Source organism: Pseudochelatococcus contaminans, assembly GCF_014195635.1.
Classification (GTDB): Bacteria; Pseudomonadota; Alphaproteobacteria; order Rhizobiales; family Beijerinckiaceae; genus Pseudochelatococcus; species Pseudochelatococcus contaminans.
The window spans coordinates 1-14,228 of the sequence record NZ_JACICC010000019.1 but is presented as its reverse complement, the minus strand read 5'-3'; the positions used below and the strand labels follow the sequence as shown (position 1 = coordinate 14,228).

Annotated in this window: 10 protein-coding genes and 1 pseudogene; 3 read left to right on the top strand and 8 right to left on the bottom strand. The window is 63.2% G+C overall.

Going from position 1 to position 14,228, the window contains the following annotated elements; genetic code table 11:
• Nucleotides 1-36: 36 nt before the first annotated feature.
• The 4 genes from FHS81_RS17335 to FHS81_RS17320 form a co-directional block, all read right to left on the bottom strand.
• Nucleotides 37-3,207: an efflux RND transporter permease subunit gene (locus tag FHS81_RS17335; RefSeq protein WP_080918542.1), complete on the bottom strand. Its 3,171-nt coding sequence runs from the start codon at nt 3,205-3,207 to the stop codon at nt 37-39.
• Entirely contained in the window at nt 3,204-4,463 is a 1,260-nt protein-coding gene (locus FHS81_RS17330) for an efflux RND transporter periplasmic adaptor subunit (protein ID WP_080918543.1), read from the bottom strand. Before FHS81_RS17330 ends, FHS81_RS17335 begins: the two co-directional genes overlap by 4 nt.
• Nucleotides 4,464-4,766: 303 nt before the next feature.
• Entirely contained in the window at nt 4,767-7,544 is a 2,778-nt protein-coding gene (locus FHS81_RS17325; RefSeq protein WP_080918544.1) for a heavy metal translocating P-type ATPase, read from the bottom strand.
• A gap of 132 nt (nt 7,545-7,676) precedes the next feature.
• Complete coding sequence (locus tag FHS81_RS17320; RefSeq protein WP_425349743.1) at nt 7,677-8,066, bottom strand: ArsR/SmtB family transcription factor; 390 nt, start codon at nt 8,064-8,066, stop codon at nt 7,677-7,679.
• A gap of 321 nt (nt 8,067-8,387) precedes the next feature.
• Between FHS81_RS17320 and FHS81_RS17315 the strand changes: the two genes are divergently transcribed.
• The gene (locus FHS81_RS17315; RefSeq protein ID WP_080918545.1) at nt 8,388-8,654 is read left to right on the top strand and encodes a glutaredoxin family protein; all 267 of its coding nucleotides are present in this window, start codon (nt 8,388-8,390) and stop codon (nt 8,652-8,654) included.
• Between the two features lie 10 nt (nt 8,655-8,664).
• A pseudogene (locus FHS81_RS17310) lies at nt 8,665-8,914 on the top strand (2Fe-2S iron-sulfur cluster-binding protein); the annotation flags it as partial.
• Between the two features lie 207 nt (nt 8,915-9,121).
• On the opposite strand, the gene FHS81_RS17305 reads toward FHS81_RS17310, so the two are convergent.
• From FHS81_RS17305 to FHS81_RS17295, 3 genes are all read right to left on the bottom strand, one after another.
• Complete coding sequence (locus FHS81_RS17305) at nt 9,122-9,703, bottom strand: DUF2285 domain-containing protein (RefSeq protein ID WP_425349744.1); 582 nt, start codon at nt 9,701-9,703, stop codon at nt 9,122-9,124.
• Between the two features lie 7 nt (nt 9,704-9,710).
• Complete coding sequence (locus FHS81_RS17300; protein ID WP_080918546.1) at nt 9,711-9,908, bottom strand: transcriptional regulator domain-containing protein; 198 nt, start codon at nt 9,906-9,908, stop codon at nt 9,711-9,713.
• A 123-nt stretch (nt 9,909-10,031) separates the two neighbouring features.
• Nucleotides 10,032-11,492: an MFS transporter gene (locus tag FHS81_RS17295; RefSeq protein ID WP_080918547.1), complete on the bottom strand. Its 1,461-nt coding sequence runs from the start codon at nt 11,490-11,492 to the stop codon at nt 10,032-10,034.
• A gap of 97 nt (nt 11,493-11,589) precedes the next feature.
• Here FHS81_RS17295 and FHS81_RS17290 point away from each other — a divergent pair, with 97 nt between their 5' ends.
• The gene (locus FHS81_RS17290) at nt 11,590-12,390 is read left to right on the top strand and encodes a helix-turn-helix transcriptional regulator (RefSeq protein ID WP_080918548.1); all 801 of its coding nucleotides are present in this window, start codon (nt 11,590-11,592) and stop codon (nt 12,388-12,390) included.
• Between the two features lie 268 nt (nt 12,391-12,658).
• Here FHS81_RS17290 and FHS81_RS17285 read toward each other — a convergent pair whose 3' ends face one another.
• Entirely contained in the window at nt 12,659-14,110 is a 1,452-nt protein-coding gene (locus FHS81_RS17285; RefSeq protein WP_080918549.1) for a multicopper oxidase family protein, read from the bottom strand.
• Nucleotides 14,111-14,228: the final 118 nt, after the last annotated feature.

Here is a 14,228-nt window from a genome sequence, read left to right as displayed (position 1 = left end):
CGGGCAGCCCCGGCGCGGAATCGTGTGCCGACCTCCTTAGGCGTGGGCTTCAGTCGCCTGCTGGGGCGACGCGCTCCGCCTGATCGCGAGCCGGCGCACGACCACATAGAAGATCGGCGTCAGGAGCAGGCCGAACAGCGTCACGCCGAGCATGCCGGCGAAGACGGCGATGCCCATGGCGTGCCGCATTTCGGCGCCCGCCCCGGTGGCGATGACGAGCGGAATCACGCCGGCGATGAAAGCGAGCGATGTCATCAGGATCGGTCGCAGGCGCAGGCGAGCCGCTTCGAGGACGGCGGTCAAGGGATCGACGCCTTCACCTTCCTTCGCTCGGGCGAACTCGACGATCAGGATTGCGTTCTTCGCGGCAAGACCGACCAGAACAACAAAGCCGATTTGCGTGAAGATGTTGTTGTCGCCGCCGGTGAACCACACCCCGGCGATTGCCGAGAGCAATGCCATTGGCGCGATCAGCAGGACCGCGAAGGGAAGGGACCAACTGTTGTACTGCGCCGCGAGGATCAGGAACGCGAGCAGGACGGACAGCGGGAAGACATACATGGCGGTGTTGCCGGCCTGCTTCTCCTGATAGGCGAGATCGGTCCATTCGAAGGCCATTCCCACGGGCAAGGTTTCCGATGCGATGCGCTCCATGGCGGCGGTGGCCTGCCCGAACGAGTATCCGTGCGCGGGACTGCCGCTGATGTCCGCAGACGGGAAGCCGTTGTAGTGCATGACACGATCGGGGCCTGAGCTGTGCTTGATGGTCAGCAGAGCCGAAAGCGGAATCATGTTGCCAGCTGCGTTGCGGACCTTCAGGCGGCCGATGTCCTCGGGCTGCATGCGGAACGGCGCGTCCGCTTGCACCATCACGCGGTAGGTGCGGCCAAAGCGATTGAAGTCGTTCGCGTAGAGCGATCCCAAGTTGACCTGCAACGTCTCGAAGATGGTGTTGAGCGGCACGCCTTGCGACTTCGCTTTCACCCTGTCGATATCGACCTGCACCTGCGGCGCGTTCACCTGGAAGCTCGCCAGCATTCCGGCCAGCTCGGGCATCTGCATCGCTCTGCCCATGATCGCGCCCTGCGCCTGAGCGAGCGCTTCGAAGCCGAGACCCGCTCGATCTTCGATCTGGATCTTGAAGCCGCCGGTCGAACCGAGCCCCGGAACGGGCGGCGGCGGGAACATGCCGGCAAAGCCATCGGGGATCTGGCTGAACTTGCCCATGAGCTTGCCGGCGATGGCGAAGGCCGAAAGCGACGGGTCCTTTCGTTCGTCGAACGGCTTGAGCATCGTAAACATGACAGCCGCGTTGGGGATGTTGACCATGCCGTTGACCGAGAGCCCCGGAAACGCGACGACACTCTCCACGCCCGGCTCGGCAAGCGCGATCTCCGACATTTTCTTAACCACAGCCTCGGTCCGGTCGAGCGAAGCGCCGGTCGGGAGCTGGGCGATGCCGACGAGGTAGTATTTGTCCTGGGCTGGCACGAAGCCGCCCGGCACCGTCTGGAAGCCGACCCACGTCATGCCGAGCAGGCCGGCATAGACGAGCAGGACGAGGCCACTGAGCCTCGCGGCACGGCGCACCGACCAGGCATAGGCGTTCGAGGCGCCGTCGAAAAAGCGATTGAACAGCCGGAAGAACCAGCCGAACAGGAAGTCGATCACGCGGGTCAGGAGATCGCGCTTCACGTCGCCGTGGTGGGGCTTCAGGAGCACGCCAGCAAGCGCCGGAGAGAGCGTGAGTGAGTTGATCGCCGACAGGATAGTCGAGATCGCAATCGTCAGCGCGAATTGGCGGTAGAATTCGCCCTGCAAGCCCGAGAGGAACGCCGATGGAATGAACACGGCCGACAGGACGGAGGTGATGGCAACGATCGGCCCCGTCACCTCGTCCATGGCCTTGCGCGCCGCCTCTTTCGGCGTTTCCCCAAGCGCGATGTGGCGCTCGACGTTCTCGACCACGACGATCGCGTCGTCGACCACGATGCCGATCGAGAGAACGAGGCCGAAGAGGGACAACGTGTTCAGCGAGAAACCGAACATATACATCAGCGCAAATGTGCCGACCAGGGAGACGGGAACGGCGACAAGGGGAATAATCGACGCCCGCCACGTCTGGAGGAACAGAACCACGACGATAACGACCAGCACGACGGCTTCGAGCAGCGTCATGACCACAGCTTCGAGAGACGCCTTGACGAACACCGTGGGATCGTAGGCGATCCGATATTCGATGCCTTCCGGAAAGCCCTTCTGAAGTTCGGCCATGGTGGTGCGGACGGCGCTCGATACGTCGAGCGCATTCGCGCCGGGGCTTTGGATGATCTGCATCGCGAGCGCCGGCTTGCCGTTGAGGAGGCTACGAAGGGCATAGGAGTCTGCGCCAAGCTCGATGCGGGCAACGTCGCGCAAGCGGGTGACCTGACCGTCGGTGCCTGTCTTTACGACGATCTCGCCGAACTGCTGCTCGCTGGACAGCCTTCCGAGCGTGTTGACCGTCACCTGAAACGCCGCCGAGGCTTCGGGCTGCTGGCCGACCGAGCCGGCGGCCACCTGAACGTTCTGTTCCTGAATCGCCCCAACGACGTCGCTGGCGGTCAGCCCCCTCGCGGCCACCTTGGCCGGATCGAGCCACACGCGCATCGAATATTCGCCGGCTCCGCCGAGGATGACGTCACCCACGCCCGGTAACCGGGCCAACTGGTCGCGAACCTGAAGGATCGCGAAGTTCGACAGGTAGAGGGGATCGTAGCGATTGTCGGGCGAGACGAGATGGACGACCATCAGGATGTCCGGGGACGTCTTCTGCGTCACGACCCCGATGCGCTGCACTTCCTGCGGAAGCCTGGGCAAGGCGCGCGAAACGCGATTCTGCACCTGAATCTGCGCCATGTCGGGGTCGGTGCCCTGCTTGAACGCAATGGTCAGGGTCATGCGTCCGTCGGTCGCCGCCTGCGAACTCATGTAGAGCATGTTTTCGACGCCGTTGATAGCCTGCTCCAGAGGGGCGGCGACGGTTTCGGCGATCACTTCGGGATTCGCACCGGGATAGCTTGCGGTAACCTGCACTGTGGGTGGCGTCACTTGCGGATACTCGCTGAGGGGGAGCTTCAGAAGCGTCAGACCACCGGCGATCAGCATCAGGACGGATAGAACGACCGCGAAGATGGGGCGGTCGACGAAAAAGCGCGGAATATTCATTGACGCGCCTCCTGCGATCCCGCGGCAGCTTGGTCACCGTTCTCAGCATCCCCCGGCAGCATGGAGATCATCTGCGGCACCACCTGCATGCCTGGGCGGACGAGTCCTTTCACAATGATCTTGTCGGCTGGCTTGAGACCCGCCGCGACGACGCGCAGGCCATCGATCATGGGTCCGATTTCGACCGGGCGGTATTCCGCCTTGTTGTCGGCCCCGAGAGCGAGAACGTAGCGCCGCCCCTGGTCGATACCGATCGCCTGATCGTCGATGAGCACGGTCTGGGCTGGTTCGGCCGTGACGAGCTTGACCCGCGCGAACAGGCCGGGCGTCAGCCTGCCGTCCGGGTTCTTGACGATGGCTCTTGCGCGGATCGTCCCGGTGCTCCGGTCCACGCGGTTGCCGAGGAAGTCGAGTTCGCCGGTATGCGGGAAGCCCGTATCGGTCATCAAGCCCAGATGCACCGGGAGCTTGCCGGCAACCGTTCCCGTCTCGGGTGCGCGGGCATTGGCTACAAAGCCGAGATAGGTGGCTTCGTCGATGTCGAAATAGACGTAGAGCGGGTCGGTCGCGACAATCGTGGTGAGGAGCGTCGCAGCGCCTGCATTGCCGCCGGTGACGAGATTGCCTTCTGTGATGAGAACCCGGTCGACGCGCCCTGCAATCGGTGCGGTGACGCGGGTGAAGGAGAGATCGAGTTCGGCGGCCGAGACGGCAACCTTGGCGATGTCGACTTGCGCCTGGCGTTGACGCCGCATGGCCTGCGCGTCATCGAAAGCCTTGCGTGGCGCGTTGCCTTTCGAAGTCAGCGCTTCGGTGCGCCCGAAGTCGATCTCGGCCTGATCGTGCAGAACGTTTGCCTGCTGCAACTGTGCCTTGGCCGCGTTCAGGGCCACTTCGAACGGTCGCGGATCGATCTGGAAGAGAAGCTCGCCGGGCCGCACGAGACCGCCTTCGGGAACGCTGACGGTGACGATCGCGCCGCCGACGCGCGGACGCAGCTCGATAGCTTTGGCCGCTTCCAGATGACCGGTAAACTCAACGGACGGCGCGACCTTGCGCGTGATGACCTCGGCAACCGGCACCTGCGGAACAGGCATCTGTGCCGGCTGCGCGACAGCCTCCGAGGCAGCGGTCGAGGAAGCAAGCGCCAGAACGCTTTTGGCGTAGGGTCCGATCTCGTCGCGATAGACGGTGGCAAGCGTGCCACCGGCGATGACGGCGCCGGCCAGGAATAGGGTGGCGGCTTTATTACTCATTCTCGTTCACCTTCAAAAGACGCGCGCTCCCGGCCAGCCGGATGCGGCGACGTTCATTTTTTTTGCGAAGGTGCGGTTTCCAACGATGGAAAGGTCAAGGGCCTTGGAAAAGTTTTTCCGAACGGACCCTTGACGCTGCCGCCTAGCCATGCAGCGGCCAACCGCATGCCTTGCTTCGCCGACGTCTTGGAGGAAGTGGAGTCCGTCCCCGAATGAGCGCGATGGATCAGCGTTACCGCGACGGGCTCCAGTCATGGGAAGCCGCCAGTCCTAACCGGCTGACGGCTCCTTGAGTGCGTGGGACTAGCGGCTTTCGGCCGGGACGAGGGGGCGAGAACGCATACCTTCATCGCGACCGTCATCGGCAGACTTCGCCCCCTTGAAACGCAAGAGCCGCAACGCATTCAGCGTAACGATCGCAGTTGCGCCCGTATCGGCAAGGACCGCGATCCAGAGGCCGGTGATGCCGAGGACGCTGGTGACAAGGAACAACGCCTTCAGCGCCAGAGCGAAGACCACATTCTGGTGAATGTTCGCCATGGTCGCGCGAGACAGCGCGACCAGATGGGCGACATCCGTGACGCGGCTTTTCATGAGGGCCGCATCAGCAGTCTCGATGGCGACATCAGTTCCGCCGCCCATAGCGATACCAACATCAGCAGAGGCCAGAGCCGGAGCATCGTTGATACCGTCGCCGACCATGGCAACCTTCGACTGGCGCTTCATCTCATTCACGAGATTGAGCTTGTCCTGCGGCAGCAGCTCGGCGCTCCACTCGATACCGAGACCCTTGGCAATGGCCTGGGCGGTGCGCCGGTTGTCGCCGGTCAGCATGACGGAGCGGACCCCCATCGCTTTGAGCTGGGCGACACCCTCGCGCGCGTCACGGCGCGGTTCGTCGCGCAGGGCGATGAGGCCGAGGACTTCCTTCGCCTGCTCGTCGAAAAGGACGGCAACGGTATTGCCGCGATCTTCGAGCTTCTCGATGGCGCTGCGCTCCAGCCCCCCGAGCGTCGTCACCTGGGCGGCATGTGTCGGGGAGCTGACGGCGAGGCGACGGCCGGCAACAGTCGCATGCACGGCCTTACCCGCCGTCGCCGATGCGTCCTGTGCGAGGGGAACGGCGACGCCATCGGTTTCGGCGCGGCCGATGATCGCCTTTGCAAGCGGATGGCTCGAACCCTTTTCGACTGCCGCCGCCAACGCGATAACATCGCTCTCCTCATTCTTGCCAAAGGCGAAGACTTCGGTGACGCGCGGCTTGCCCTCAGTGAGCGTACCCGTCTTGTCGAAGGCGATGGCGCTCACCTTGCCGATGGTTTCGAGCGCATTACCGCCCTTGATCAGGAGGCCGCGGCGCGTGCCGACGGCGAGGCCCGAGGCAATCGCCGCAGGCGTCGAGAGGACAAGCGCGCAGGGGCATGCGATCAGCAGCAGCGCGAGGCCGCGGTAGATCCATGTGTCCCAATCACCGCCCATCGCGAGCGGCGGGACGACGACGATCAGCGCGGCGATCAGCATCACCGCCGGGGTATAGTAGCGGCTGAAATTCTCGATGAAGCGCGCGGTCGGGGCCTTGGCGGACTGCGCCTGCTCGACGAGCTGGATGATGCGCGAGATCGTGTTGTCGGAAGCCGTCTTTTCAACGCGGACCTGAAGAACGCCATCGACATTGATGGAGCCGGCGAAAATGCTGTCTCCCTTGGCCTTCGAGCGTGGCACGGATTCGCCGGTGATAGGCGACTCGTCGAGGCTGGAAGCGCCCTGGATGATTTGCCCGTCGGCCGGCACGCGGTCGCCCGGCCGCACCAGAACCAGATCGCTGACACGCAAGGACGTGGCCGGGACGCTGCGCTGCCCGCCATTCGGATCGAGCAGGACGGCCGTTTTCGGCACGAGCGATGCAAGGGCCTTTATACCGGCGCGCGCCCTCCCGGCCGCAACGCTTTCGAGCAATTCCCCGACCGCGAACAGGAACACGACCGCAGCCGCTTCTTCAGCCTCGCCGATCACGAGGGCGCCGATCGAGGCGACAACCATCAACGTCTCGATAGAGAACGGAGATCCAGAGGTCGCGAGCGCGAATGCCTTGCGAGCGAAGGGAATGACGCCCGCGACGACGGCGGCGGCAAAGATCCATTCCGCATAAAGGGGGAAGAATTGGGCAATGGCGTAGGCCGAGCCCATCAGCAGACCGAGCCCAATGACATGCTTGCCCTTGCGGGTCTGCCACCAGCGCTGATTGCGCATCGCTGGCGCGACGTCGATGGCCGCATCGGACGAAGCCGAAAGCCCGCCTGTGTTGGACACCCCGAAGCCGAGGCTCTTGATCGTCTTTTCGATGTCGGCGACCTTGGTGATCGCGCCGGCAGCAAGCGTCAGTTCGAGCGTTTCGGTCGTGAAGTTCACGCGCACGTCGGAGACGTCTGGCATCCGCGCCAAGGCGACCTCGATCTTGCCGACGCAGCTTGCGCAATCCATCCCCTCGACACGCATCGAGACATTGGGTGGAGAGGCCGGTGCGGCGCGGGGAGTTGGCGCGCGGCCCGCGTGATCATGTCCAGAGCAGCCACCGTGGCCGTGATCATGATCGTGATGAGCGTGCTCGTGCTCGTGGTCGTGGTGAGCGTGGTCTTGATCGCCACCGCAAGCACCGTGATGGCCGTGCGCGGCGTGATCGTGACCGTCATGACCATGGTCGTGCTTGTGATCGTGGCCGCCGCAGCCGTTGTGATCGTCGTGGCTTGCGTGATCGTGATCGCCGGCGCAGCCTTTGTGATCATGACCAGCATGGGCGTCGGAGCGCTGCACAGGCGCGGCGGGAATCGCAGAAGGCGGCAGCTCGGACACGTCGAACCCGAGCGAGCGAATCTTCTTGGCGATATCCTTCGACGTCGTTTTGCTTGTGGCATCGCGCGAGAGCAACAATGTCTCAGTCGCGAAGTTGACGGCAACGTCGGAGATACCCCCCAGACGGCCCAAGGCCGTCTCAATCTTGCCGACGCAGCTTGCGCAATCCATGCCGTCGACACGAAAACCGAGCCGTTCATTAGCGCCCGGCGTTGAAAGTCCAGTTGTCATTCCGATCTCCTTTCCGGCCGCCGCAGCGGGCGCGCGTCCTCACACGCCCTGCGCGGCTTCGGAAGGAGTCAATAACACAATTGAACAGTTATTCAAGTGTTTTCAGGAAAATTATGCTCTTTTCCAGGCAGATCAGTCGTCCGCATGGTCCTCCGAAATATGCGTCGCCATATCCTGAAGAACATGGCTGACGTGGTGGTCGGCGATCTCGTAGAAGATTTGCTTGCCCTGGCGATCGCCCTTGACGAGACGCGCGCCACGCAGCAGGCGCAGATGGTGGCTGACGAGGGTCACGGACAGGTCGAGCCGCTCGGCGATGTCGCCCACCGAAATGGGCGCCGGTACGCAGCTCAGCAGGATCTTCAACCGTGAGGGATCGCCGAGCAGGCGAAACGTTTCCGCGAGGATCGTGACCTCGTTCTGCGAGAGCGACGGGAGCAGGAGGTGAGCTTCAACCTCCATATGCGTGGGGGCCGCACGATCGTCCGGCTTCTTGGCGTTCGTCTTCTTGATAGCAGTCATCTGCAAGCTTTACCTGAGTTCGGGACGGAACCTGCCGGCATTTGATCGCCAAGAGCTGTCCGTGTTGATTGGTCTCACCCAGTTTACCGGATGGGCGCGCAATCACAATGCGAAACACGGTCGCTGTCGATCGGCGGGACAGTTGGCGCAGTCCTTCTCTGCCCCTGCGTCACATCTCGAATTTTCCTTTTCCGCGCAAGAACAGTCTTGACCTTACAATCGCTGGAAGCCGCACGCTGCGGACAACCTTGCCAAATCCGCCTACCGTTGTGCGGCCTGGCGGCGGGGCAACCGAGTCGAATTCAGAGAAGGGCAAGACCGATGACAGAGAGCAGCAAACCCCAGATTCTCATCTACACCACACCGACCTGTCCGGACTGCCACGCGCTCAAACGCTGGCTCGACCAACAGGGCCTCGCCTACGAGGAACGCGACCTCACCGACCCGAAGATCGCCGAGGAGGCAAAGGCCCGGACCGGCGTCCGCGTCGCTCCGATCACCATCATAGGATCGGACGTCTTCTACGGGACTTTCCTGAGCCAGAAGCCGGGCCTCGTCAAGGCGCTCGGTCTCGCCGGGGGCCTGTGAGGAGACGCAGATGACGATCAAGTTCGTTGATATCCGGCAGGCGCGGACCAGCCTTGAGGTCCAAAAGGACCAAACCATCCTCGACGCCGCGCTCGCCGCCGGCATTCCCTATCCTCACGGTTGCCGCTCCGGCCGCTGCGGCTCCTGCAAGTCCCGCCTGATCGAGGGCGAGGTGGAATTGCTCCAGCACTCACGCTTCGCGCTCACCGAGGAAGAGAAAGCCGATGGCCTGATCCTTTCATGTCGCGCTCTGCCGCACACGGATGCGGCCGTAGCCTGGTTGGGCAGCGATGACGACGATGCCGTGGAGACGCCGCGACGCCTGGACGCGACTGTCACCGGCCTCGACGACCTCACGCACGATATCAAGCTGGTGCCAGATCGCACTTCCAGCATAAATCCATCACAATCCCGGTTTGAGCACAGGCAGGAAAAAGGCGCTGCATATGGCTTCGCAGGTTGCCCGTTCAGCGCTGCCCATCTGCCTTGATGGGATAGTGCAGCAGCAACCGATAGCCACCGCGCATCATCTTGATGCCGTGTGCAACGAGGCGGCGAGCCTTGTTCTTGCTCGGGGCGATTTCCCAGTCCTCCTTGTTGCCCCTGAATCCAAGTAGTGCTTCGGCGATGGTGCGATAGCTCGCGCCGTGCAGCCGTGCGTCCAAGGCGCGTAGCGACAGGATGTGCCATTGGCGAAGTTGGGCGAGCATGGCCCGAAAGTCCGGCCCCGGCGGGCGGCCTTCGACGGAGCGCCAGAATCGCCGGGCCGCATGAGATCGCAGTTCGTAAAAGGCATCCGAAGGTAAGAACGTGCCGTAGAAGGTTGCAGCGTCGGGAGCAGCGCGAGGCAGCCATAATTGATGCGCGATGCCATCGACACGCCAGATGCCGTGCCAGCCATCGGCCGCGCGGCGCAGGTCGATTCCGTCGAGATGGGCAAGCTTGATGGTCGGCCCGTTCGCGTCGATTACATGCGCGACGGGCAACAGCATGAAGGCGTTCGCATACACGCGCGGCGACCAGAGCAGAGCTTGCAGATCAGCCGCCAAGTCAGGGTCACTCGGGAAACAGCAAGCCCCAGCGCTGCGCAAACGATTCCAGTTGGTGCGCGCTTTGTCTGCTGGCCAGCGCCAACGTCTGGCAGTCTTGGCGATATTCGTCGTCGCGGCGCAGATGCTCCCAAGCGAAATCGGCGGCAGAAAGCTGTGACATGTACCCGTAGGCCGGATGGTGCCACCACTCGATATGCAGCATAGCATCCTCCCTCCATGCCGCGCCTTGATTGGATGGCCGACACAAGAGGGGCGAGACTCTTAACTGAAGGTCGCTCATTGGTGGTGAACGCCGCCGGCCGCCGCATCGATTAGGTCAGCACATTTAGTTCGTCCGGCGTCCATAGACTGCCAGTCTTGCCAGCAGGATCGCGGCGATGACGGCGGCAGCGACGTTATAACTCATGCCGGAGACGAAGGCGGAGGCGTAGCGCGCGGCCTGTCCGTCCAATCCCGTCCCGAGAGCCGCACCGAACAGGATTCCCACCGCTGCCACACCAAGAGCTGCACCAACCTGCTGGAGTGTCGAGATGACGCCAGAGGCCATGCCCGCCTGCCGCTCCTCCACGAAGCCGAGCACGAGGTTGAGCAGCGGCGTCATGATCATCGCCTGCGCCCCTCCGATCACGATCAGCGCCGGGATGAGATGGGTGACCACCAGATCGGGTCCGGCGATCCACACCTGTCCGATAAGCACGCCGAACGAGACAGCATAGACGAGCGCCCCCATGGCAATGGCCGGCGTGCCGAAGCGTGCGACGAGGCGCGGCGCGCTCAAGGACAGGATGACGAAGGCGATCGAGCACGGCACGAAGACGCTGCCGGCCGCGAACGGGCTGAGGCCGAACCCCGTCTGCACCAAAAGCGCGAAGCAAAGGAAGAAGGATGAGGCCGTCGAATAGATCAGCAGCACCAGCAGTCCGCCTTGCGCGAAGCGGGGTTGGCGCATAAGCACCATGTCCACCAAGGGCTGATGGCCGGCTTTCCGGCGGCACTCCTGATGGCGGTAGAAGGTGGCGAGCAGGATTGCGGCCCCGGCGAGCGACAGGAAGCTCCAGAGCTGCCAGCCATGGGTCGGGGATTCCACCAGCGGCACGAGCAACAGGGTAAGGCCGAGGCTGACCAGCGCCACGCCTGGCCAGTCGAGCGTCGGGCGCTCGGGCGAGCGCGTCTCCGGGATGAAGCGCGCCATCAGAATTGCGAAGACCCCGACAGGCACATTGACGAGGAAGATCGTGCGCCATCCAAGATCGAAGATGTTGGCCTCGACCAGAAAGCCGCCGACGATTTGTCCTGCGATAGCGGCAAGCCCCAGCGTCATGCCGAGGAAACCGAAGGCGCGGCGGCTGTCGTCGCCGGAGAAGTTCACCCGGATCGAGGCATAGACCTGCGGGAAGAGCAACGCCGCCGCCAGCCCCTGCAATACGCGCGCGCCCATCAGGATTTCCACGGTGGGGGCAATACCGCAAAGAAACGATGCGAGGGTGAACCCCGCCATGCCGAGAATGAACAGCCTCCGCCGCCCATAGAGATCGCCGAGCCGTCCGCCCGTAACCAGCAGCACACCGAAGGCGAGTTCGTAACCCGCCACGATGAACCCGATCTGCGACAGGCTCGCCCCGAGTTCGGCCTGCATGGAAGGGATTGCGACATTGACCACGAAAAGATCGAAGATCGTCACGAACCCCGCGAGTAGCAGGATGGACAGACCGAGCCAGGGCGGGCGGCGGATGGCTTCGGGCGATATGGTGGAAGGCGGTTCGGCGGTGCAGGCTTCGGAACTCATCTGGCGTCCTCTTGTGTTGACGCGCCAGCGATTCCACGCCCATTATCCTTTTACAATTTAACTTCTTATACTGTTGCTTTTTGTAATGGGCTAACCGATGCGCACCCTTGAGCGAACCCGATCCGAACTTGCCGATTTCCTGCGCACGCGCCGAGAGCGGCTGTTGCCGGAAGATGTCGGCCTCCCGGCTGCCAAGCGTCGTCGCACGCCGGGGCTGCGGCGAGAGGAAGTCGCCGCCCTCGCAGGCGTGGGACTGACTTGGTATACATGGCTTGAGCAAGGCCGCGAGATCGGGGTCTCCGCCGATTTCCTCGACAATCTCGCCCGCGTGCTCAAGCTCGATGCCGCCGAAAGACGGCATCTGTTCCTGCTCGCCCACGAGCGTCCGCCGGCAGAACCCGGCAAGACGTTCTGCATCGTGCCTTCGCTCGCCGCGCGGTTGGTGGAAGACCTCGCGCCCCACGCCGCCTACATCATCAACCTGCGCTGGGACGTGCTGGCCTTCAACGGTCCCGCCGATTCGCTGTTCGGGTTCAACCGCCACGATTCCGGCCGGCAAAACCTGCTGCGGCTGCTCTTTACCGATCCCGCGCTGCGCGACGCCATCGTCCATTGGGAAGAACAGGCCCCGGCGATGCTCGCCAGCTTCCGCCGTGACTTTGCTGTTGCACGGGAAGACGCCGATGCCAAAGGGCTGGTCGCGGAACTGGAAGCAGTTTCGCCCGAGTTCAAAGACTGGTGGCGCAGTCAGGAAGTTCATGCACCTTGCACCGGCACGCGCATGATCCGTGTCGGCGGGCAGCCCGTAGAGTTCGAGCACACCTCGCTCACCGTCGATGGCGGGCAGCATCTGCGACTCGTCGTCTATGCGCAGAAATCGAACCCTGCGGAAACCTGACGAACAGTAGGGTTGAGCGTCCAGATGTCTTCGCGCGGCGAGCCGCGCGATGGCGGGCGTCGCTGCGATATGTTGGGTCTCCGCGCCGCTCGCCATCGGTCACGCCCGATCCTGCTGCGGTTGAGTTCTGTCATGGGCGTCTGGCCGCAACACCCGACAGGTGCAGGAATTGCACGAAGCCCGTGCCGAGTTTGATGAACTCCGGTCTCACGGCTCGCGCGATGCCGAGGCGGTTTACAAGAAGATCCCTCGCGGCGCAGGCGCCCTATTACGCTGATACACTGAACTCGGTCATCATGCCGGTTTGAAGGTGCGGCATGTGGTGGCAATGCAGCATCCAGCGCGCCGCCTCACCAGCATCGAGCGCCACCGTCACCATGCCCATCGGAGGAACATAGACGGTGTCACGCCGCGCGCCTTCGAACCGCTTGCCGTTGATCTCCACGACCTGAAAAACGTGGCCGTGCAGGTGCATCGGATGGCCCATCATCGACATATTGTGGAACATGATCTCGACGCGCTCGCCAGTCGTTGCGACAATCGGCTTGTGCTCTCCCCAGACCTTGCCGTCGATGGTCCAGAGGTAGGGCTGCATCGAGCCGCCTAGCATGACCATCTGGGTGCGTTGCGCGGCACGCGGTGGCAGATTGTCCGACGCCCGCAGCGTCTGCTCTTGCGAAAGCTCGATGTCGAACGCAGGCGCATCCGCGTCGCCGAGTGCGGGAATCTTCTGAATAGTCGCGCCCGACGTTGCGAGGATCAGCCCGGTGCGCTGCTTTGCGCCCTCGCGCAACGCCAGCACAGGCCAGGCTCCGTCTCCGGCAAGCTCCAGCTCAAGATCGAGACGCTGGCCCATGGCGACGCCGAACCGTTTGCCTTCAAGCGGTTGCACGGCATGGCCGTCGACAGCTACGAGCCGCGCCGAAAGCTCGCCGGTATCAATCCAGAAGACGGTGGCCGAAGCGCCGTTGATCACCCGAAGCTTTACCCGTCCGCCCTTTTCGACCCTGACGATCTGCGGATCGGACAAGGTGCGGTCGTTGGTGAGGTAGGCGTCCCAATCGTAGTCGTTCAGGTCCATGGCCATGCCCTGCATCGAGGGCATATCCATTTTCATGCCGGAATGGTCCATCGACGCGCCGGGATCGGATTGGCCTCCCATCGCGCTCATATCATGGCCGCCGCCATGTACGCCGGTGATCTCCTGCATGACCTCTTCGGGCGTCTTGAACGAGAAATCATGAAGGAACATCACGACCTCCTGGCGGTCGGCCTTCACGTCTTCGGCACTGCGCACGATCAGCGGCGCAGCGAGCAGATTCATTTCTTGAAGCGGGATATGCGCGTGCATCCAGTAGGTGCCGGGAAGCGGCTCATAGTCATAGGAGCGCGTTTCACCGGGTTGCAGCATCGGGCGCGGCACGTTCGGAACGCCGTCCTGCTCGTTGGGCGGGATCTGGCCGTGCCAATGGATCAGGGTCGGCACATCGAGACGATTGGCCAGGTCGACGCGAAAGCGTTGTCCGGGGTCGAGAACCAATCCTTGCCCGCTCGCCCCTTCAAGGCCGAAGACTGTGGCGGCGCGCCCGTCGACGTCCAGCACGCGCGTTGCGGCGCTGAGGGCCATCGCGCTTTGGGCGTTGGCGAAGCGCGGTAGAGCTGCTGCGGATAGCGTGGCAGCGCTTGCGGCGAGAAAGCCGCGGCGTGAGATAAGCTTCATTTTCGGTCTCCTGGGAGGACTATGTGTTGGTTTCCACGCGGAACTGAGCCGGTTTTTCCACCGAGAAGTGAGCCACCTCTGAGTATGGTTTTCTGATCAGGCTTTGGTCAATGGGTTG

Excerpts from the sequence above, each read along its gene's own strand:
- FHS81_RS17300 (WP_080918546.1), bottom strand. The coding sequence starts at position 9,908 with ATGCTGCATATCGAGTGGTGGCACCATCCGGCCTACGGGTACATGTCA.
- FHS81_RS17325 (WP_080918544.1), bottom strand. The coding sequence starts at position 7,544 with ATGACAACTGGACTTTCAACGCCGGGCGCTAATGAACGGCTCGGTTTT.
- FHS81_RS17335 (WP_080918542.1), bottom strand. The coding sequence starts at position 3,207 with ATGAATATTCCGCGCTTTTTCGTCGACCGCCCCATCTTCGCGGTCGTT.
- FHS81_RS17315 (WP_080918545.1), top strand. The coding sequence starts at position 8,388 with ATGACAGAGAGCAGCAAACCCCAGATTCTCATCTACACCACACCGACC.
- FHS81_RS17330 (WP_080918543.1), bottom strand. The coding sequence starts at position 4,463 with ATGAGTAATAAAGCCGCCACCCTATTCCTGGCCGGCGCCGTCATCGCC.
- FHS81_RS17320 (WP_425349743.1), bottom strand. The coding sequence starts at position 8,066 with ATGACTGCTATCAAGAAGACGAACGCCAAGAAGCCGGACGATCGTGCG.
- FHS81_RS17285 (WP_080918549.1), bottom strand. The coding sequence starts at position 14,110 with ATGAAGCTTATCTCACGCCGCGGCTTTCTCGCCGCAAGCGCTGCCACG.
- FHS81_RS17295 (WP_080918547.1), bottom strand. The coding sequence starts at position 11,492 with ATGAGTTCCGAAGCCTGCACCGCCGAACCGCCTTCCACCATATCGCCC.
- FHS81_RS17290 (WP_080918548.1), top strand. The coding sequence starts at position 11,590 with ATGCGCACCCTTGAGCGAACCCGATCCGAACTTGCCGATTTCCTGCGC.